This window comes from Adonisia turfae CCMR0081 (genome assembly GCF_011009555.1).
GTDB classification, from domain to species: Bacteria; Cyanobacteriota; Cyanobacteriia; order Phormidesmidales; family Phormidesmidaceae; genus Leptothoe; species Leptothoe turfae.
The window spans coordinates 4,464,689-4,484,995 of sequence record NZ_QXHD01000004.1; the positions used below are offsets into that span (position 1 = coordinate 4,464,689).

A 20,307-nucleotide genomic window follows, 5' to 3' on the forward strand; every position below is an offset into this window, starting at 1 on the left:
CGGTACAGCAATCCTAAATTATTCAGACTCAGAGCGGTATCGGGATGATCAGGGCCAAACCGTTCCTCCGTCATTTTCAAGCAAGATTGCCACCAATGCTCGGTTTCTGGCCATAGGCTTTGACTTTCATAAAACCGACCTAACCCCACAAATGGCCATGTAGCATTAGTACTGTCTTCAATAACATGACTCAGTTCCCGTGCAACTAGTTCCATATGGGGAATCGCTTCACCAACTACTTGCTGTGCACTAACGGTAACAATCTGCTCTATTTGCTTAGCAAAATTAACTAGCGAGTCGGCCACGCCTTTTTGCAATGCAGACGTTTGATCACTGAGTTCAGTTTCTAACATGCCCACCGTAAATTCACGGATCAACTGATGCAGCTGATAGTTTCCATCCTCACCACTTTGTAATAAATTACGCCTGACCAGGTCTATATCTAGCCGATCCTCTAACTCTTCCTCATCCCATTCCGGCAGCGCCCGTTCAATTAACCCTTTCGGTATCGGTGCTGCTGCAAACACCGCCAACAGCCCCATCAGCGTTTTCGCCTCCGGTGACAAATCCTGCCAGCTCAGCTCAAACGCCGCCTCAATGGAATACTCATAGGCAATCTCCTCCGGCAGCTCCCGCATCGCCTTGGCAGCCAGCCGCTTACGCTCCAGCCGTTCCTGCAACTTAACAAATGTCACATTCGGATGCAGCGCCAAATACCGCGCAATTAACTCCACCCCCAGCGGCAACCGCCCCACCCACTCACACAGCGCCTTCGCCTCGGTTAATTGTTGCCTGACCCGGTCCCCATCATCTATCAACCGCGTCAGCAATGCCATCGCCTCATCCAGGGGCAACACCCCCAAATCCAACCGATCCACCGGCTTACCAAACCGCTGTCGCGACGTCATCAACACTCGAAAGCTAGCATCCTCCTGGGGCAACAGATGCTTTACATCGCCATAGGTTTGCACATCATCCAACAACAACAATCGTGCCCCTGGAAAATGATCACACCACTGGTCATAACACCATTTCACCCTGGCTCTATCGTCCGGTAAATTATCCGGCAACTGCCCAAATATTGTTGCCGCACTCACCAACTGCGACACCAGATTCTGTTCTCGTACCTTAAAGTACCAGCGCCCACCGGGGTACTGATTTTTCGCCTCCCGCACATACTGCTGCGCCAGGGCCGTCTTACCAATGCCCCCCATGCCAGACACCGCAGTAATCGCCACCTGGTCAGAGCGTTTTAGTTTCTCTGCAAGTTGTTCCAGCTCAGCCCGTCGCCCGACAAACTCGCGGGCAACAAGATTCTCAAGACCAAAATCTGGGGTAGTTATCTTTGGCGGTTCCCGTCCCGACGTCTGTAGCTAATCAGGTATCTCATTAAATGTAATGTTTGCTCCATCACCGAACTGATAGTTTTTTACAGTAGCCCCATCACTAGCATTGTTTACAGTTGTGTTGGGCGCATTGACATTAACCTGATTGTTGTTGCCACCAAAATTTTGCTGTACCGAATCAGCATTCATGTCATTCATATTGAAAACGACCTGATGCAAATCGCCAGCGATTTGTTCAACTTCCCTTGAGAAGTCATCACTAGCTTCTATTTCTTGATCAATGTAGTCTTTGAGAACTTTAATATCTGCTTCGGATCCCTTGGCGGCAGCTTCTAACCGTTGATCAATCCCTTTACCTTTGAAACAGCGCTGCCAAACCAAATTACCCAGCTGTAGGATCTTTTCATTAGCCTTTTCAACCACGGTACCACCGAGCTTTGTAGCGGTTTCTTCAAGCTTTTGTCCAGCACCGTCAAAGAACTTATCGAGGACGATTTTGGCTAAGGCCGTGGCAGCGGTTAGGGAAAGCGCTTCGAGCATAGGGCATTTACAGATAGTGATGGCACCTACGTTTTAGCAATTCTGATTGATATTTGTCAGGTACCTGCAAGGGGGATTGTTGGGGTGATTGACTGTCCTCCCCTTACCAAGGGGAGGTGCCGCAGGCGGAGGGGTCTCGATCATTAGCGTTATCGATCACCCCTCCCTGACGGTTCCCCTTATCAAAGCTACCGTGTACACACATCTCGAAAGGGAGTTCACAATCCTGCATTACCCCCCTTGGTAAGGGGGAAACTCCGGTTCTCCCCCTTACCAAGGGGGAGTTAGAGGGGGTTAGACAACCGTAAACGCTAATTTCCAATACTTGTGTGTACACGGTAGCCTTACCAAGGGGAACCAGTTTATTCTTCACCCCCACCCCTTTGCTACAAATATTTTCACTCTGAGCAACGAATTTTATCCGTCGCCTAAGCTGATACCCAATCACACTGACAGGGTCGCATGTATCAGCTACTAGAACTGGTTCACTTCATTTTGCTGCACATTATGCAATGGCTGCAGCCATACCTGGGACCCATTTGCTTTGTCCTTGCCTGGTCCGTCGTTATCCTGGGTCTCTGGCAAATGATTGCCGCCACCCGTGATAGCGTGCAGCGCGCCCAGACAATGCACCGTATTCCCTGCGCTGACTGTGCATTTTTTACCAATCAGGCCGTCCTCAAGTGCTCGCTCCACCCCACCACCGCACTGTCAGAAGACGCCATCGACTGCTCCGATTATGAAGCCTCTAATCCTACAGTTGCAGCCTATCAACGCCTCAAAACATCCGACTGACCTGCACCAATACCCGATACCCAATACCCAATACCCAATACCCAATACCCAATACCCAATACCCAATACCCAATACCCAATACCCAATAACTCCCACCCCCAATCTGCTAGTGCAAATCTCCACACCTTGATGCCTAGTACGAGTACATTAAATTTGGCTGAATTTACGGATGCCTTTATGGGTTCGTCAACCTAAACCAAATATTCTGTAGTAAGTCTGTCTTTTTGACTTGCCCATAGCCAATTCAGGGCAATCTGAGCAGAAGAGCTGGCAGTAATGCTGGTTGAGTGTTTCTTGATAAGTTGATCGCTGAGTGATTTCTAGGATATCGCGATGATTTCGATTTTTATTTTGACTCACAATGAAGAACGAGACATTGCCGCATGCATAGAGTCAGCTCTGGTCTCGGATGATGTCATTGTGGTCGACTCGATTAGTTGCGATCGCACCCTAGAAATCGCTCAGCGTTATCCTGTTCGTACAGTGCAGCACGCCTTCGAAAGCCATGGCAAACAACGCACCTGGATGCTGCGCAATGTCCCCACCAAGCACCCATGGGTCTACATTCTAGAAGCCGATGAACGCATGACGCCAGAGCTGTTCAACGAATGTATCGCCGCTGCCCAGTCTGGCCAGCATGTGGGCTATTATGCCGCCGAGCGCGTCATGTTCATGGACCACTGGATTCGCCACAGCACCCAGTATCCTCGCTACCAGCTACGGCTGCTCGACAAGCAGCACGTATGGTTCGACGACTACGGCCACACCGAACGCGAAGTGTGTGAGGGGTCCACCGATTTTCTTCAGGCCACCTACCCCCATTACACCTGTAGCAAAGGCTTTGACCGCTGGATTGAAAAGCATAACCGCTATTCCAGTGACGAAGCTGCCGAAACCATTAAGCAACTATCGGACCATGGCGTAGACTGGCGTGCCCTATTCCTGGGCCGTTCCGAAGTAGAACGCCGTCGCGCCCTGAAGGACCTGTCCCTGCGTTTGCCCCTACGCCCGTTGGTGCGGTTTATCTACATGTACTTTGTCCTGGGCGGCATTCTAGACGGTCGGGCTGGATTTACCTGGTGTATGCTCCAGGCATTTTATGAGTATTTGATCACCCTTAAGGTTTGGGAACTGCAAAATGGCTGCACGTCAGATGTGAGTGTGCTGGCTGACTCGTCTGCTGTTGATCAACCCACTAAAGAACTGGCCCGCTCCACGTAGGGGTGCATTATGGGGGCACATGTAATTTTTAGTCCAGTGATCAGGTCATAGTCTGGGGAGCATAATAGCTGTGTTTTCCTAACTCTGGGAAAACTAGGCCTGAGGTGCATGATGGGGAAAATCGCTCCCTATTCAAACTCATTAGCTTGACGCCGTACTAGAGGCGAGCCCGAAGCCTCCAAGTATATTAAATATGCTGACCCAGGCCCAATCCTTACCCCAGTATTTACTCACCCTTGCTCAGCAACATCGCACGGGTGAGCTGGTGATCGGTGCAAAAACTACTGAACCCTGGAAGCTTTACTTTTATTCTGGACGGTTGATTTATGCCACGGGAGGGCCGCATCCCGTGCGACGCTGGTATCGCTCTCTGCGTCGCCATAGTGAACAGTTTTCCAGTAGCTGGTTCGCGGCGATGCGCACCCCTGATGATTACTGGGAGGTGGATTTTATTAATCAAGCCGTCCGGTGTGAACACATTTCCCTCAATCAGGCTAAGGCCGCCATCCAAAGCATTGTGGATGAGGTGATCCTGACATTGCTTACCTCTCCAGCCGATGATGTGCAATGGCACCCAAATCGTATGGTGGCTCAGCAGATGGTGTTTTTGTCGGTGCAGCGGGCGTTGGTGCGATCGCAAAAAAACCATGATCAGTGGCCCAAAAAATTAAACGATCCCCTCACCACCGTTGCCCCTCACGACCTGCCTTACCTATCCCCTGTTGTGATCAATCCACGGGGACTACAGGTGCATCTGACAGCGGCTAGATATAAGCGTTTGAGTCGTTGGATGCAGGGCAACATTACCCTTTGGGATATGGCTGCCCAAACCCAGCATTCACTGCCGGATGTGATTAAGCTGCTGTTGCCACTGATCTATCAAGGTTGGGTCGATCTACAGCCCGTGCAAGATATTCCTGCCCCCTATGTCCCCCCCCGATCCTTAGCCACCCAGGGGCTGACCAAAGGGCTGATTGCTTGTATTGACGATAGCCCCTTAGTCAGCAAAGTCATGGCAGAGCTGGTGCAACCCCTAGGCTACGAAGTGCTGCCCGTAACCAAGCCCGTTGAGCAAATTTCCATCTTGACCCAGCACCGGCCTGACCTGATTTTTTTGGATATCACCATGCCCAATATCAGCGGCTATGAACTGTGCAAGTTTCTCCGTCGGACTGAAGCATTTTATAAAACACCCATTATCATTTTGACGGGACGGGACGGCATGATTGATCGGATGCGGGCCAAAATGGTAGGTGCAGATGACTTTTTAGCCAAACCGCCAGCGCCTGAGAAAGTAGCTCAGCTGCTGGATAAGTATATTTCTGATGCCCGGTAATGGGGGATTGCCCATTCCCCATCCCCCCCATACAATTAACAACTGCACAATTACTTCTGACCCTTAACGCATGGCTAGCTCCCAGCCCAACGATCAAAGTCCTCGCGAAATTCGCGCTGCTCGCTTACAGAAAATAAGTGAATTAAAAAAACTGGGACTCAATCCATATGCCTACAAATGGGATGTGACCCATCAGGCTGCCATCCTTCAGAAGAAATTTGCTGATCTGCCCACGGGAGAAGAGACCGAGGTTGAGGTCAGTATTGCCGGTCGCATCATGGGCCGACGGGTATTCGGTAAGCTTGCGTTCTTCACGCTTCAGGATGAAACTGGCTCAATTCAGCTATTTCTAGATAAAAAGACCATCCAAGCGGGGATGGCCGACATCGATGAGCAAGCATTTACCCATCTCAAACAGCTGACGGATGTGGGCGATTTCTTTGGGGTGAAGGGCATCGTTAAGCGCACGGATAAAGGGGAGCTGTCGGTGAAGGTGAGCACTTATGCCATTCTTACCAAGGCGCTGCTGCCGCTGCCAGATAAGTGGCACGGCCTCACCGATGTGGCCAAGCGCTACCGCCAGCGTTCCGTTGACCTGATTGTGAACCCTGAGGTTCGGGATACCTTTCGGAAGCGGGCGCGAATTACCGCCTCAATTCGTCGCTATCTGGACCAGCAAGATTTTATTGAAATTGAGACGCCGGTTTTACAGGCGGAGCCCGGTGGTGCCGATGCCCGTCCGTTTGTGACCTATCACAACACGCTAGACATGCAGCTCTATCTGCGGATTGCTACGGAACTGCACCTGAAGCGCCTGATTGTGGGTGGTTTTGAACGTGTGTTTGAAATGGGTCGCATTTTCCGAAATGAAGGCATTTCCACCCGTCATAATCCAGAATTTACGTCGATTGAGCTGTACCAGGCCTACGCTGATTACCACGACATGATGGATATCACCGAGGCGCTGATCATTAATGCTGCGGAAGAGGTGCTGGGCACTACGCAAATTACCTATCAAGGCGATGCCATTGACCTCAGCACTCCCTGGAAGCGCATCACGATGCATGATGCCGTCCAGGAAAAAACTGGGGTTAACTTTGCTGAGTTCACTGATCTAGATGAGGCGAAAGCGGCGGCAAAAGCGGCGGGCTTGCATGGTATCGATGACTGCCCCAGCATTGGCCATGTCTTAAATGAAGCGTTTGAGCAGACAGTGGAACCGACGCTGATTCAGCCCACCTTTATTACCGACTATCCGGTGGAAATTTCTCCATTGGCTAAACCCCATCGACATAAGCCTGGTCTGGTGGAACGATTTGAACTGTTTATCGTTGGTCGAGAAACCGCTAATAGTTTTTCAGAGCTTACGGATCCTGTGGATCAACGTCAGCGTCTAGAGGCCCAGGCGGCTAAAAAAGCAGCGGGTGACTTGGAGGCCCATAGCCTAGATGAAGATTTTGTTACTGCCCTAGAATATGGTATGCCACCCACAGGGGGGATGGGCATGGGGATCGACCGGCTGGTGATGCTCCTGACGGATTCGCCCAGCATTCGGGATGTGATTGCATTTCCCTTGCTGAAGCCTGAGCAAGGAAGTCGTGATTAGTTAATCTTGCCAAACTGATTAAACTATAGGGGAAGGTGTTGAGGGCAAACTATTGTAATTGCAGTCTTCTGTCAGTATTTAGAGAATGCACCCGTGCATTTTCCGAGTTTCTGCACCATAAAGGCTCAATAACTCCCGTTAATTTATAATTTTGGCTAACCCGTATAAATAACTATGGCTCAGTCATCTGCAGATAGCACGTTGGCCCGCTTGTCGCAGGGCACCATGCCCGGTCGTCTTAAGGCTCAGGTTCGGCATTTATCTAAGCCTAGATTTATTGAGCTTTTAGAGTTGATCATTCAAGAATTTGAGTATTTTCTCAAAGCGATCAACTTGATTAATAATCAATCGCTGGAAACGCTTCTGGAAGAGCTGTTGGAGGCGTTTACCTTAAAAATTGGTCAGATTCTACAGGCCGATCGCACTACTATCTTCATCGTCGATGAAGAGAATCAAGAACTTTGGTCAAAAATTGCTCAGGGTGCGGGGGAGAAGGCGGTCGAGATCAGAATACCAATGGGTAAAGGGATTGCTGGCTATGTTGCTGAGACTAGAAAAACCCTTAACATTCCCAGTGCCTATGATGATCCTAGATTTAACCGGGCAACGGACGAAGAAACGGGATATCACACTAAAAATATTCTGTGTATGCCCATCTTTAGCGACGGTGTCAACGTCGTTGCGGTGGTGCAGTTGCTCAATAAAATTGGCGGTAACCGGTTTACGCTCCAGGATGAAAAGGAGTTTGAATCCTTTGCTCGCTCCATTGGTGTACTCCTAGAAAGCTGTAACTCGTTTTATACGGCTGCCCGCACCCAGAAAGGCCTCAATGCGCTACTCAATGCCATTTCATCGTTAGAGCAGAGTTTGGAGCTAGAAGTGACTCTGCAGTCGGTCATGGCTGAAGCGCGAAAACTCATGCAGGCGGATCGCAGCACCCTGTGGCTGATGGATGGTAATCAGCTATGGTCTAAAGTGCAAAGTGCCGATGGTACAGAGCTGATGGAGTTACGCCAGGCCAATGATAAGGACAGTATTGTGGGCTATGTGGCGTCCACTGGCGAAACTCTGAACATTCCTGATGCCTACAAGGATAGTCGGTTTAATCGCTCGGCGGATGAGCGCACTGGCTATCGCACCCACAGTATTTTGTGCATGCCGGTGTTTAACTCATCGGGCAAAATTATGGGGGTGACCCAGCTGATTAATAAGATGCAGGGGGCATTCACTCGCTCGGATGAGTCGTTTATGCGGGCGTTTAATACCCAGGCGGGGATTGCTTTAGAAAATGCCCAGCTATTTGAAAATGTGTTGGTGGAGAAGCAATATCAGAAGGATATTCTTCAGAGTCTTTCGGATGCCGTTATTTCCACAGATATGGGGGGCCGGATCGTCACCATCAATGAAACAGCCCTGAGCTTGCTGGGGTGTCCCATGGACGAGTCAGTGATTGTTGAGGGTGAATCTCTGGAGGCGTTACAGAAAACCTGGGAAGAAAAGCTGATCGGGCGATTGCTTTGGGAAGTGGTGCCGATTGAGAATTTGCGATCGCGCCTGGCTGATAGTTTAGAGTTTGGTACACATCAGTATGTACCTGAGCAAACCCTACAGGTGGCGCTAACTACGGTTAAAGACCAGTTGGTTATGTTAGTGCCTGCCGAAATTCGGCGCAAATCCTCCACGTTTATTCCCCGAGAACATGACGATACTAACCAGACTTACTATCTCTGGGGGCAACGGTCTGACGCGATCAAGGCCTATGAGAACGTACACCACCTTGAACATAGCATTAACCTCACGGTCAATCCCCTGACCGATCCCGGTGGCGGTGTCAGGGGTGGTCTTGTGGTTCTGGAAGACATCAGCCAGGAAAAGCGGATGAAAACGACGTTGTATCGCTACATGACCCCCAGTGTGGCGGATCAGGTCATGGCCCTTGGGGAAGATTCCCTGATGGTGGGTAAACGTCGGGATGTCACCGTACTATTTTCCGATATTCGTGGCTACACCACCCTGACCGAGAGACTGGAGGCATCTCAGGTGGTCTCCATGCTGAATGAGTACTTTGAGACCATGGTGGAAGCCGTCTTTAATCACCAAGGCACCTTAGATAAATTTATCGGTGATGCCCTGATGGCTGTGTTTGGTGCGCCGTTGCCCCTGGAAAACCATGGTTGGTCAGCCGTGGAAGCGGCCCTCGATATGCGGGAGCGGCTGGTGCACTTTAACCGGTCACGCCAGGCGAATAGCCAACCCAAAATCAACATCGGTATTGGTCTGAGCTCTGGCGAGGTGGTGTCTGGCAATATCGGTTCCCGTCGCAAGATGGAATATACGGTGATCGGTGATGGTGTGAATCTCAGCTCCCGGTTGGAAGGGGTGACCAAACAGTATGGCTGTGACATTGTCATGAGCGAACATACCTATGCTCGATGTCGTGACTTAGTCTGGGTGCGAGAGCTGGATCTAACGCGTGTGAAGGGTAAGACAAAGCCTGTGAAAATTTATGAGCTGATTGGCAGCCGACAAAATCACCAGTTAGATCAGGCAACCCAGGACTTTCTAGACCTTTACAAGCAAGCCCGTAAGGCCTACACCTCGCAAAAGTTTACGCGGGCATTAGACCTATTCACGCGGGCAAAGGTGATGCGACCTCAGGATAAAGCTGTATCGGTGCACATTGCCCGTATTCATTCCTATTTAGAGAATCCACCGCCAGCGGATTGGGATGGGGTATATGTCATGACCACTAAATAAAAATTAGGTTTGCCATTTTTCCTTAATTTGTAGAGGCGTTCCATGGAACGCCTCTACAAATTTTTAGGACGCCCCTGTAACACCCATCCACGCTAAAATGAGCGATGCAAATTTTCCTTGGGAGGCCCCATGGCTGAGCGAAAGAAGCTCTATGAAGGCAAGGCAAAAATTCTTTATGCCACTGAGGATCCGGCGGTATTGGTGACGTACTTCAAGGATGATGCCACGGCGTTTAATGCTCAGAAGCGAGGGACCATTGCCAATAAAGGGTGCATTAACAATGCCGTGTCCACCCACTTGTTTAAGCTGCTAGAAGCCCAGGGCGTGACCACCCATTGGATTGCTTCTCCCAATGAGCGGGAGATGTGGGTGAAGCCGGTAACCATTGTGCCCCTGGAAGTGGTGGTGCGTAATCTGGCGGCTGGCAGTCTTTGTCGGCAAACGGGGTTAGCCCTGGGCACACCGCTGACGCCGCCGCTGGTGGAGTTTTACTACAAGAATGATGACCTGGGGGATCCGCTGCTGACTTGCGATCGCATCCGTGCCGTGGATATCGCCAGCGATGATACTGTGACTGAGCTAGATCGCATGGCCCGCAGTATTAACCAAATTCTCAAAGACTTTTTCAATAGCTGTAGTATTACCCTGGTTGACTTCAAACTTGAATTTGGCACCCTTGCTGACGGCACCCTGGTTTTGGCCGATGAGATTAGCCCCGACACCTGCCGCCTATGGAATCAAGAGGAAACGGATGAATCCCGTCGAGTGATGGACAAAGACCGATTTCGTCAGGATTTAGGGGATGTGGAGTCAGGATATCAGCAGGTGTTGGATCGAATTCTGGCACATACAAATTGAGCACTGAGGGATGCGGTGCGGTAGAATCTTTCAGAAAAATATTAAATTCTGTTCACATTTTTCTAGCGCAATCAGACGTGTGTTTGAAAAAGTGAAGGGTTACTAGAACCTTAGTTATAGACCCCTAAGCCGGATTTAGTGTATGTCATTAACAGGGGCTTTTTAAGAGCGTCTGTTCCTATTTGGTGTAAGGAGTACGTTTTCTGCCTATGCGCTTTTCGCCGACTCTATTGGCTTGTTGCACCGTTGCGACATTGTTTGGGTTGCCCGTACTCGCAGCCGATGCGGCTGACGTAGTGGACACCTCCACAGTTGATGCTATGGCAGATGATGCCGCAGAATCAGCGGTTGCTGGTCAGTCAGAGCTAACCCCAACAGAGGGATTGCCTCAGCAGCAAACAGAAATTGCCTCTGAAACCTCTGAGGATGTGGCTGTTGAGCTACCCGTTGCCGCAGCCGAATCGACTGATAGCGCTACCTTATTGGTTCAAGAATCTGACGAAACCCCTGAAGAAACGTTAGATCGCCTTTTAGACGGCATTAACAATCAACCCTCTGAACCAGCCGAGCCAGCCGAGCCCGTTGAGGCAGCGCCAGAACCTGAGGATACGCCACAGACTGAGAGTCCTGAGAGTCCAACACCCGATGCAGAGGTTGTAGAAGAGGAGCCCGCAGACGAAGAAGTTCAGGTGCTTGTGGCTGAGCTAGATGTCATTACCCTGGACGGTAGTCCCCTCGATCCAGAACTTGAAGACATTGTCTATCAGGCAATCAACCTGCGTCCTGGTCGTACAGCCACCCGTAGCCAGTTGCAAGAAGACATTAACAACGTGTTTGCCACGGGCTTTTTTGCCAATGTTAGGGCCAGACCCGAGGATACTGATTTGGGGGTGCGGGTTACCTTTGGGGTACAACCCAACCCAGTACTAACGGGTGTAGATGTGCGCACTGACGCTGAAACGGCAAGTGTGTTGCCGGATGAGAAAATTGATGAAATCTTTGGCGAGCAATATGGCAAAATCCTCAATCTGATTGATTTCCAAGACGGTATTTTAGAATTGAACGAGTGGTACCGTGACCAGGGATATGTACTGGCTCAGGTGACGGCGGCTCCCCAGGTTTCAGACGATGGTGTGGCCACCCTGGTCGTTGCTGAGGGTGTGATTGAATCTATCGAAGTTCGCTACATCGATGCGGATGGTAATAGCGTTGATGCAGAGGGAGAACCCATCGACGGTAGAACCCGCCCGTTTATCGTTACCCGAGAATTCGAAACCCAGCCCGGTGACGTTTTCCGGCAGGACAGAATCCAGTCGGATCTGCAGCGAGTGTTTGGTCTAGGGATTTTTGATGACGTCCGTCTCTCGCTGGACCCTGGTGATGAAGATCCTCGAAAAGTCAAGGTGGTCGTCAATGTTGATGAAGGCAATACAGGATCTGTCGGTGCTGCCGTTGGCTTTAACCTCAGTGGTGATGTCTTTGGTAGTGTCAGCTATCAGCAGGATAACCTGGGCGGTAATAATCAGACGCTGCGCACCGAAGTGCAGCTAAGTGAACGCGAGCTGTTGTTTGATGTCAGCTTTACGGATCCTTGGATTGCTGGAGACCCCCATCGCACGTCCTACACGGTGAATGGCTTTAACCGCCGCTCAATTTCTCTAATCTTTGACGGAGGGGACACCGATGTTGATCTACCTAATGGAGATACTCCTCGGGTTAACCGTTTGGGTGGGGGGGTCACCTTTGGACGTCCTTTAGATAACGGTTGGAGTGGTTCAGTTGGTCTGGAATATCAGCGTGTTTCCATTCGAGATAGCGATGGCGATTTATCTCCTGAAGACCAGTTTGGTAACGATCTAAGCTTTAGTGGCGATGGTCGTGATGATCTCTTGAGTATTCCCATCGGCTTTGTTTGGGACCAGCGTAATAACCCCTTAGCTCCCACTAGTGGCAGTTTGCTGCGGCTTGGTTCAGAACAGACTATTCCGGTTGGTCAAGGCACAATTTTCTTTAATCGATTACGGGCTAGCTATAGTCGCTATGTGCCGGTTAATTTCATCAAATTGGGTGATGGTCCCCAAACCATTGCCTTTAATGTGCAAGGGGGAACCGTGCTTGGTGACTTGCCTCCCTATGAAGCATTCTCTCTCGGGGGAACCAACTCAGTGCGCGGGTTTGATGAGGGTGATTTAGGGAGTGGTCGTTCTTTTGTGCAGGCAACTGCTGAATATCGCTTCCCATTGTTCACGTCTTTTCTCGGCGGCGCTTTGTTTGTTGACTATGGTACTGACCTGGGTTCAGGGGATAATGTCCCTGGCGATCCGGCGATTATTCGTGATAAGCCTGGAGATGGCTTTGGCTACGGTGCCGGTATTCGAGTACAAACACCGTTAGGTGCGCTCAGGCTTGACTATGGCTTAGGTGACGGCGGTGATGGTCGCATTCACTTTGGGATTGGAGAACGCTTCTAATGACAGAGGGAGCAGGCATGCAACATACTTTGGCTGCTCCGGTTACTGCTACGGGAGTGGGGCTACATTTAGGGCAGATAACCCATGTAACGGTGTTGCCTGCCGCTACTAATGTGGGTCGTCATTTTGTTCGCACAGATGCAGGTGCTGAATTGATTCCAGCTGATGTCTCAGCTGTGAGTCAAACTCGTCTTTCAACACAGTTGGGCAGCCCTGAAGGGCCATACGTGCGAACGGTGGAGCATTTGTTGGCAGCATTGTGGGCTGCCGGGGTGGACAATGCCCGTATTGAAATTGACGGGTCAGAAGTGCCTCTCATGGACGGGTCCTCACTTGATTGGAGTCGCCTTGTGCAATCGGTGGGAACGGTGGAACAAGAGTCCCCACGCGGCGGTGGAATACTCTCTGAGCCTGTTATTGTGCGGGATGGGGATGCCTATGTGATGGCGTTGCCCGCTTCAGAGCTTCGTTTTAGCTATGGCATTGACTTTCCGATGTCTGCCATTGGTAATCAGTGGCATAGCTGGTCTCCCATGGCTGGAGACTTTGTTGAGCTGGTGGCTCCGGCCCGTACATTTGCCATGGCCCATCAAATTGACGGTTTGCGATCGCAAGGTCTGATTAAAGGTGGCAGTCTTGAAAACGCCCTAGTTTGTGATGAAGAGGGCTGGCTTAATCCCCCGCTGCGATTTGCAAATGAACCGGCACGTCATAAACTTTTAGACTTAGTAGGGGATCTCAGTTTATTAGGTGTTCTCCCTACGATGCATGTGACAGCTTATCGAGCTAGTCATAGTTTGCACGTGCAGTTAGCTCGTCATTTGGCCGCTATCTGTTTGTCAGAAACATCGGCTCCCGCTTAGCCGAGAGCACCTACGCCGTTGCTGTTCAAAAACGTCTATGGCCACCACCGTTGTTAAAGATAAAGCTCATCCTACCAATCAGGAATCTCAACCGACTGCCGACGAGAATCCTACCCCTATTACCCTTAATCTAGAGCAGATTCACGCGTTGTTACCCCATCGCTATCCGTTTGCTCTAGTTGATCGCATCATCGACTATGTTCCTGGCAAACAGGCAGTTGGTTTAAAAAATGTCACGTTCAATGAACCCCATTTCCAAGGACACTTTCCGGGGCGTCCTATTATGCCCGGGGTCCTGATTGTTGAAGCCATGGCTCAGGTGGGCGGTATTGTACTGACCCAAATGCCTGGTGTGAATGGCTTATGTATGTTTGCTGGTATCGATAAAGTTCGGTTTCGGCGACCAGTTGTGCCAGGTGACCAGCTGGTTATCACAACAGAGTTGCTTAGCGTTCGCGGGCTAAAATTCGGCAAAATGCAGGCTAAGGCTGAAGTTGATGGTCAACTGGTGTGCGAAGGTACCCTGATGTTTTCTGTGGTGGAATAACAAATAACCAATGTTCCCAACTGCTCTGATTCATCCCACGGCGGTCATTCATCCGAGGGCCCAGGTCCACTCTAGTGTGAAAGTGGGCCCCTACGCTGTTATCGGGGAAAAAGTCAGTGTTGGTAAAGACACCGAAATTGGTCCCCATGTGGTATTGGATGGGCACACCGAAATTGGCCAGCGCAATCGCATTTTTACTGGAGCTGCCATTGGTTTAGAGCCTCAGGACCTCAAGTATGACGGTTCTGAGAGCTTGGTTTCCATCGGCGACGATAACAACATTCGTGAATATGTCACCATCAACCGACCCACTCGATTTGGTGAAATTACCCGTTTAGGCAATGGCAATCTTTTGATGGCCTATGTGCACATAGCCCATAACTGCCTGATTCAAGACAGCGTTATCATTGCAAATTCGGTGGCACTGGCCGGTCACGTTCACATTGAATCTAATGTCCGCATCAGCGGTCTTGTTGGCATTCACCAATTTGTTCACATTGGTCGCCATGCCATGGTTGGTGGCATGAGTCGGATTGAGCGCGATGTGCCTCCCTACATGATGGTGGAAGGCAATCCATCAAGGGTAAGGGGACTCAATCAGGTCGGTCTGAAGCGATCAGGCATTGGCGATCTAGAATCTGGGCGTGTATACGATGGTCTCAAACAGGCCTATCGTTTGCTTTATCGCTCGGGGCTCACATTTAGCGAGGCTCTCAATAAATTGGACTCTGTTGCTAACAATGAGTATGTGCAACATCTCCATAGATTCTTAGTGGCTTCCCAAGGCGACAGCCGACGAGGTGTTATTCCAGGACGGCATATCTCACGCAAATAAGGTTCTGGCCCTAAATCTTCGGTGCTACAACCGGTCTTAGCATGCAGCATAACGACAATACTGACACCAACATTCCCGTTGCCGTGAGACGTGCCCCTGCGTCTCCTGTTCGGGTGTTTATTCACACTGGGGAAGTCTCTGGTGATTTACAAGGAGCGTTGCTGATGGAGGGGCTTAAACGCCAAGCTGCTCAGCAGGGCATTGAGGTGGAAATCAGTGCCATGGGGGGAGACCGCATGGCTGCTGCTGGGGCGAAACTGATTGGTAATACGGTGCCCGTGAGCTCTATCGGCATTTTTGAAGCCTTACCCCATGCTTGGGCAGCGATTAAAATGCAGCGCCAGGCTAAGCAGCATTTACTGGAATCGCCCCCCGATGTAGTCGTGTTGATTGACTACATGGGGCCTAATGTCGCCATTGGGCAGTTCATTCGTCGACAGTTTCCTGCGGTACCGATTACCTATTTCATTGCACCACAGCTGTGGGTCTGGGCCATGATGCCGGGCGATACCGAGAAGATCTTGTCTATTTCTGATCGGGTTTTGGCCATTTTTCCAGGCGAAGCTCGCTACTATCGTGAAAAAGGTGGCCAGGTCTCCTGGGTGGGTCATCCCCTTTTGGATAAATTTGCCGACTATCATCCAGCATCTGAAAAACAACAGGCTCGTCAACAGTTGGGGGTAGGTGGCTCTGATTGTGTTGTTACCCTGTTGCCCGCCTCACGCCCCCAGGAGTTAACCTATGTGCTGCCGATCATGTTGACGGCGGCTCAGCAGATTCAGACCCAAATCCCTCAGATCAAGTTTTTAATCCCGCTGGCTCGGGAAGCCTTTCGTTCAAGGCTAGAAGCGGCACTGAAAGAGTATGGTTTGAAAGGGCAGGTTGTGGCTCAGCAAGAACAGGCCCTGGCCATTGCCGCTGCCGATTTAGCCATTGCTAAGTCAGGCACCGCTAATCTGGAGATCGCCTTGATGGAAGTCCCTCAGGTGGTGATGTATCGGCTGAATCGTTTAACTGCCTGGGTGGCGGAGTTTGTGCTTAAATTTTCGGTGACCTACGTTTCACCTGTAAATCTGGTTAATATGGAGCCGATTGTGCCAGAGTTTGTGCAGTGGGATGCCAAACCTGACACCATTAGCCAAATGGCGCTAAATCTATTGAACAATCCGGATCAGCGTCAAAAAATGGTGGAGGGCTACAGGACAATGCGAAAGCATTTGGGCTCCGTGGGAGTTTGCGATCGCGCCGCCAACGAAATTCTAGCCTTGGCCACCGGCAAGGCAGCTTGTGCTAAAAGATAGTGGCCGATCTGGGACCCGAGCAGGTAACATGCGTCTGAGAAAGCGTAGGGGAGAAAACGAGTGAACATTACTGACTTATTTGCCAGAGGTGGGATAGCCATGTGGCCCCTGCTAGTCCTATCAGTAATTGCCCTCGGCACAATTATTGAGCGTATTTGGTTTTGGTCGCGCATCATTACCCGCGAGCGGGAGATCGCCGGTCGTGTGCTCGAAGCCGCCCGGCGAGAATGGACTGCCGCCACTGAAATTGCTCAACGGGCCCACCGTTTGCCCATGGGGCGTTTTCTCTATGCTGCTTTGAAGCTCAAAGATCAAGATCCTGAAGTGTTTCGTCTGGCCCTAGAAACAGCTGCCAATGAAGAATTAGCCGCTATGCGTCGAGGCGATAAGGTGCTAGAACTCGTGATCGCTGTTTCTCCAATGTTGGGATTGTTAGGTACCGTTTTAGGTTTGATGAATTCCCTTGGGTCACTCAATCTCAATGATTTGGCCATTGGTAGTGCAACCAGTGGTGCTGCTGAAGGTATTGGTCAATCCTTGATCACCACGGCTACTGGATTGATTATTGCCATTGTTAGCCTGATGTTTTATCGCCTCTTTCAAGGTTTGGTGTTTGGTCAAGCCAAAGTCTTTCGTCAGTCCGGTAGCGAGCTAGAGTTACTTTACCGTCAGGCCTGGTCCCTAAGCGGGGGTAAGCCCAGCGAACTGGGTGCTTCAGTTAATTAAGGTGGAATAGGTTTTGAATTCTGAATTTTAAGTTCAAAACCTGCGGCTTGGGTCGTTCTGATAAAACAGCAATCACCTCAAAATTATTCTTCCCCCCTCCAATCCAATCTCCCCCAACCCCCTGAGCATCGCCATGAAACTAGACCTAGACGAGCAACAAAACGGCATTGTCATCGAACTACTTCCCCTGGTCGATGTTGTCTTTTGTATTCTGACCTTCTTTATTTTGGCGGCAGTGGGTAGCCGCCAACAGGCGATTAGTTTAGATCTGCCCAATGCGAATACCGGGTCGGCATTACCGCCTGCGGCCTTAACCACTGGTCGCGATCGCTTATATGTGAGTGTTGACCCCATTGGCCGCATATATCTTGACCAAGACCCCATTTTGGAACAGAACCTCTTGGGGCTTGTGGGTGATTTTTATACAGGTAACCCGGAGGGGATTGTGGTGCTGTATGCAGCCAAAGACTCTCGTTATGACGATGTTGTGCGAGTGCTAGACATCCTGCGGACGGTGGGGGGGAACCGTGTGGCTCTGGCAACGTTACCGCCGGGTACGCAGTCGTCACAAGATACATTGCCTGGTGAACTACCGGCTGATATTCAAGACTTAATCAACGGTTCAGACTCCAGTCTGCCAGGGCGTGAATTACCCAGCGATCCCCTGAATCCATCCACCACTACGCCCATCCCAACAACACCGGGCAGTGCATTACCGGACAGTTCATTACCAGACAGCTCACTCACGCCCAGCAGCCCATCTCCTTTGCCAACCGACGACGAATAACCCTCAAAACGTTTACTCTCACTATTTCTTAAGGAGAACCCACAACGGGGTAACCGTTGTGGGTTCGAAACTATAGCAATCTACTGAATGCATATCTCCAAAGGAGAGGCTGCGCCAAACTATAAATTTCCCGAAGAGAAATTAGCCCTGACCGGGTCCCATGCCAACGGCACCAGCATAGACGGCTTGTTCTGCTAGCTCGTCTTCAATGCGTAGCAGACGATTGTATTTTGCAACCCGCTCACTACGGCATAGGGAACCTGTTTTAATCTGGCCTGCACGGGTAGCCACTGCCAAATCAGCAATAGTGGTATCTTCAGTCTCACCAGAACGGTGGCTAATCACCGATGTCAGCTTGTTGCGAGTCGCCAAGTCGATGGCTTCCAAGGTTTCAGTCAACGAGCCAATCTGGTTTAACTTGATCAAGATGGAGTTAGCGGCCCCCTGATCAATGCCTTTTTGCAAGCGGGTGGGGTTAGTCACAAACAAATCATCGCCCACTAGCTGTACCCGATTACCCATCTTGGTGGTTAGCGCTTTCCAGCTATCCCAGTCCTCCTCATGGAGACCATCCTCAATGGACACAATGGGGTATTGACTGGCTAGCTTATCGAGATACTCGATGGTCTCCGCCGGAGAGTGAGCCTGACCATCAAAGGTGTACTTACCATCCTTATAGAATTCGCTGGCAGCTACATCCAAAGCCAAGGAAATTTGTTCACCCGGCTTGTACCCTGCTGACTCAATGGCAGCGATCAAAATTTCTAGCGCTTCTTGATTTGAACCCAGATTAGGGGCAAAACCGCCTTCATCCCCCACACCGCCAAGCAAACCTTTTTGATCTAAAACTTTGCTCAAACTAGCAAAAACTTCTGCACCCCAACGCAGAGCTTCTTTAAAGCTGCTAGCACCGCTGGGCACAATCATGAATTCTTGAATGTCTACATTATTATTGGCGTGGGCTCCACCATTGATCACATTCATCAGGGGAACGGGGAGTACGTTGGCTAATGGTCCACCCAGATACCGGTAGAGCGGTAGTCCCAATGCTTGAGCCGCCGCTTTCGCATTGGCCAAAGATACCGCCAGAATAGCGTTGGCACCTAAATTTGCCTTATTGTCTGAGCCATCCAGGGCAATCATGGTGCGATCAATGACCACCTGATCTAAAGCATCTAGACCCATCAGCTCACGAGCAATGGCTTCATGCACATTGTTGACCGCTTTGAGCACCCCCTTACCTCCGTAGCGAGTATCACCATCTCTGAGTTCGTGGGCTTCAAAGGTGCCTGTGGATGCTCCACTGGGGACTTGGGCGAGGCCCACTGCACCCACCGATAAATAAACTTCAGCCTCAATCGTGGGGCGACCCCGAGAGTCCAAGATTTCGCGGGCGCGAATCTCTTCAATAGTGGTTTCGAGTAGGTCAATCATCAAATCTACGCTTCCTTGTGGATTAACTACGGTTAAACGATGGGGGTGTAGGACTCACTGGTCATTATGTCCAATCTTTCAATGCCGATGACGGCTGAACGATTGCACGATAAACAAGCATACGGTGCTATCCTGCATCAACGATAGGGTTGCAGAGCAAAAATGTAAGGAAAAGCACATCAATCTGCCTAGATATACCGGTCTAGGCCATCATAGAAACTAACCAACGCTAGGATTAGAACCAACTGAGCTTAAGGAAAGAAAGGCCATGCGTTTATTGCATACAATGTTGCGGGTTGGCAATTTAGAAAAATCCCTGCAATTCTATTGCGATGTTTTAGGTATGACCCTACTGCGCCAGAAGGACTACCCAGGTGGGAAGTTTACCCTTGCGTTTGTGGGCTATGGCGATGAAAGCGATCATACCGTCATCGAGCTAACCCATAACTGGGGCGTAGAGTCCTACGATCTCGGTGAAGGGTATGGCCATATCGCCCTTGGGGTAGACGATATTTATCAGACCTGCGAAGCGATCAAAGCACGGGGCGGGCAAGTCGTTCGTGAGCCTGGGCCGATGAAGCATGGTTCAACTGTGATTGCGTTTGTGACTGACCCTGATGGCTATAAGGTTGAGTTGATTCAGCTAAAGCAAGGGGCTGAGACTGAGGTGCCAACGGCAGCGGCAACGGTTTGATATAGAGCGGAGAGCGGGAAATAGGCCGTGGGGAATGGGGGGAACCCACTATCAGGTTGAACAACGGCTCCATTTGTTTGAGACTTGCGGGCTTTCTCGTGCCCCCTACTGCCTAGCTCAGCGTCCCCTACTCCCCCAGCGCAGCGAACGCCCCCCACCCCCAATTGATATACTGATTACTCGTTTCCC

The 20,307-nt window shown here is 50.5% G+C and carries 17 protein-coding genes; 14 read left to right on the forward strand and 3 right to left on the reverse strand.

The window, feature by feature from the left end:
• Both DXZ20_RS23215 and DXZ20_RS23220 read right to left on the reverse strand, forming a co-directional pair.
• The coding region (locus tag DXZ20_RS23215) for an NB-ARC domain-containing protein (protein ID WP_163703594.1) at nt 1–1,343 on the reverse strand (1,343 nt) is incomplete at its 3' end.
• 30 nt (nt 1,344–1,373) lie between these two features.
• A complete protein-coding gene (locus DXZ20_RS23220) occupies nt 1,374–1,886 on the reverse strand; it encodes a hypothetical protein (RefSeq protein ID WP_163701137.1) in 513 nt (170 codons plus the stop codon).
• Between the two features lie 507 nt (nt 1,887–2,393).
• On the opposite strand from DXZ20_RS23220, the gene DXZ20_RS23225 reads away from it, so the two are divergent.
• From DXZ20_RS23225 to DXZ20_RS23285, 13 genes are all read left to right on the forward strand, one after another.
• Nucleotides 2,394–2,681, forward strand: coding sequence for a hypothetical protein (locus DXZ20_RS23225; protein ID WP_250566267.1), 288 nt, complete (start codon nt 2,394–2,396; stop codon nt 2,679–2,681).
• Nucleotides 2,682–3,015: 334 nt separating this feature from the next.
• Complete coding sequence (locus DXZ20_RS23230; RefSeq protein WP_163659611.1) at nt 3,016–3,903, forward strand: glycosyltransferase family 2 protein; 888 nt, start codon at nt 3,016–3,018, stop codon at nt 3,901–3,903.
• Between the two features lie 193 nt (nt 3,904–4,096).
• On the forward strand, nt 4,097–5,239 hold the full coding sequence (locus tag DXZ20_RS23235) for a response regulator (RefSeq protein WP_163659612.1): 1,143 nt from the start codon (nt 4,097–4,099) through the stop codon (nt 5,237–5,239).
• Nucleotides 5,240–5,309: 70 nt separating this feature from the next.
• On the forward strand, nt 5,310–6,845 hold the full coding sequence (gene lysS, locus DXZ20_RS23240) for a lysine--tRNA ligase (RefSeq protein ID WP_163701141.1): 1,536 nt from the start codon (nt 5,310–5,312) through the stop codon (nt 6,843–6,845).
• A gap of 174 nt (nt 6,846–7,019) precedes the next feature.
• The gene (locus tag DXZ20_RS23245) at nt 7,020–9,602 is read left to right on the forward strand and encodes a GAF domain-containing protein (RefSeq protein WP_163701144.1); all 2,583 of its coding nucleotides are present in this window, start codon (nt 7,020–7,022) and stop codon (nt 9,600–9,602) included.
• 129 nt (nt 9,603–9,731) lie between these two features.
• The gene (purC, locus tag DXZ20_RS23250) at nt 9,732–10,460 is read left to right on the forward strand and encodes a phosphoribosylaminoimidazolesuccinocarboxamide synthase (protein WP_163701147.1); all 729 of its coding nucleotides are present in this window, start codon (nt 9,732–9,734) and stop codon (nt 10,458–10,460) included.
• A gap of 209 nt (nt 10,461–10,669) precedes the next feature.
• A complete protein-coding gene (locus tag DXZ20_RS23255; RefSeq protein ID WP_163701149.1) occupies nt 10,670–12,931 on the forward strand; it encodes a BamA/TamA family outer membrane protein in 2,262 nt (753 codons plus the stop codon).
• A gap of 17 nt (nt 12,932–12,948) precedes the next feature.
• Nucleotides 12,949–13,794, forward strand: a complete 846-nt coding sequence (lpxC, locus tag DXZ20_RS23260; RefSeq protein WP_163661641.1) for a UDP-3-O-acyl-N-acetylglucosamine deacetylase — start codon at nt 12,949–12,951, stop codon at nt 13,792–13,794.
• A 37-nt stretch (nt 13,795–13,831) separates the two neighbouring features.
• Nucleotides 13,832–14,341 (forward strand): 3-hydroxyacyl-ACP dehydratase FabZ, encoded by a 510-nt coding sequence (fabZ, locus tag DXZ20_RS23265; RefSeq protein ID WP_163659621.1) that lies wholly within the window; start codon nt 13,832–13,834, stop codon nt 14,339–14,341.
• Between the two features lie 10 nt (nt 14,342–14,351).
• Nucleotides 14,352–15,176: an acyl-ACP--UDP-N-acetylglucosamine O-acyltransferase gene (gene lpxA / locus DXZ20_RS23270; protein WP_006518869.1), complete on the forward strand. Its 825-nt coding sequence runs from the start codon at nt 14,352–14,354 to the stop codon at nt 15,174–15,176.
• Nucleotides 15,177–15,217: 41 nt separating this feature from the next.
• Complete coding sequence (lpxB, locus tag DXZ20_RS23275; RefSeq protein WP_163701153.1) at nt 15,218–16,477, forward strand: lipid-A-disaccharide synthase; 1,260 nt, start codon at nt 15,218–15,220, stop codon at nt 16,475–16,477.
• A gap of 60 nt (nt 16,478–16,537) precedes the next feature.
• Nucleotides 16,538–17,203: a MotA/TolQ/ExbB proton channel family protein gene (locus DXZ20_RS23280; protein WP_163701158.1), complete on the forward strand. Its 666-nt coding sequence runs from the start codon at nt 16,538–16,540 to the stop codon at nt 17,201–17,203.
• Nucleotides 17,204–17,336: 133 nt separating this feature from the next.
• Entirely contained in the window at nt 17,337–17,990 is a 654-nt protein-coding gene (locus DXZ20_RS23285) for an ExbD/TolR family protein (RefSeq protein ID WP_163701162.1), read from the forward strand.
• Nucleotides 17,991–18,131: 141 nt separating this feature from the next.
• On the opposite strand, the gene eno is transcribed toward DXZ20_RS23285, so the two are convergent.
• A complete protein-coding gene (eno, locus tag DXZ20_RS23290; protein ID WP_163659629.1) occupies nt 18,132–19,424 on the reverse strand; it encodes a phosphopyruvate hydratase in 1,293 nt (430 codons plus the stop codon).
• A 268-nt stretch (nt 19,425–19,692) separates the two neighbouring features.
• Here eno and gloA point away from each other — a divergent pair, with 268 nt between their 5' ends.
• Nucleotides 19,693–20,118 carry a lactoylglutathione lyase gene (gene gloA, locus DXZ20_RS23295; RefSeq protein ID WP_163659630.1) on the forward strand — a complete coding sequence of 142 codons (426 nt, stop codon included), beginning with the start codon at nt 19,693–19,695 and terminating at the stop codon, nt 20,116–20,118.
• Nucleotides 20,119–20,307: the final 189 nt, after the last annotated feature.

Bases quoted from the DNA above. Each gene is read 5' to 3' on its own strand.
- DXZ20_RS23220 (WP_163701137.1), bottom strand. From the start codon at position 1,886: ATGCTCGAAGCGCTTTCCCTAACCGCTGCCACGGCCTTAGCCAAAATC.
- DXZ20_RS23225 (WP_250566267.1), top strand. From the start codon at position 2,394: ATGCAATGGCTGCAGCCATACCTGGGACCCATTTGCTTTGTCCTTGCC.
- DXZ20_RS23230 (WP_163659611.1), top strand. From the start codon at position 3,016: ATGATTTCGATTTTTATTTTGACTCACAATGAAGAACGAGACATTGCC.
- DXZ20_RS23235 (WP_163659612.1), top strand. From the start codon at position 4,097: ATGCTGACCCAGGCCCAATCCTTACCCCAGTATTTACTCACCCTTGCT.
- lysS (WP_163701141.1), top strand. From the start codon at position 5,310: ATGGCTAGCTCCCAGCCCAACGATCAAAGTCCTCGCGAAATTCGCGCT.
- DXZ20_RS23245 (WP_163701144.1), top strand. From the start codon at position 7,020: ATGGCTCAGTCATCTGCAGATAGCACGTTGGCCCGCTTGTCGCAGGGC.
- purC (WP_163701147.1), top strand. From the start codon at position 9,732: ATGGCTGAGCGAAAGAAGCTCTATGAAGGCAAGGCAAAAATTCTTTAT.
- DXZ20_RS23255 (WP_163701149.1), top strand. From the start codon at position 10,670: ATGCGCTTTTCGCCGACTCTATTGGCTTGTTGCACCGTTGCGACATTG.
- lpxC (WP_163661641.1), top strand. From the start codon at position 12,949: ATGCAACATACTTTGGCTGCTCCGGTTACTGCTACGGGAGTGGGGCTA.
- fabZ (WP_163659621.1), top strand. From the start codon at position 13,832: ATGGCCACCACCGTTGTTAAAGATAAAGCTCATCCTACCAATCAGGAA.
- lpxA (WP_006518869.1), top strand. From the start codon at position 14,352: ATGTTCCCAACTGCTCTGATTCATCCCACGGCGGTCATTCATCCGAGG.
- lpxB (WP_163701153.1), top strand. From the start codon at position 15,218: ATGCAGCATAACGACAATACTGACACCAACATTCCCGTTGCCGTGAGA.
- DXZ20_RS23285 (WP_163701162.1), top strand. From the start codon at position 17,337: ATGAAACTAGACCTAGACGAGCAACAAAACGGCATTGTCATCGAACTA.
- eno (WP_163659629.1), bottom strand. From the start codon at position 19,424: ATGATTGACCTACTCGAAACCACTATTGAAGAGATTCGCGCCCGCGAA.
- gloA (WP_163659630.1), top strand. From the start codon at position 19,693: ATGCGTTTATTGCATACAATGTTGCGGGTTGGCAATTTAGAAAAATCC.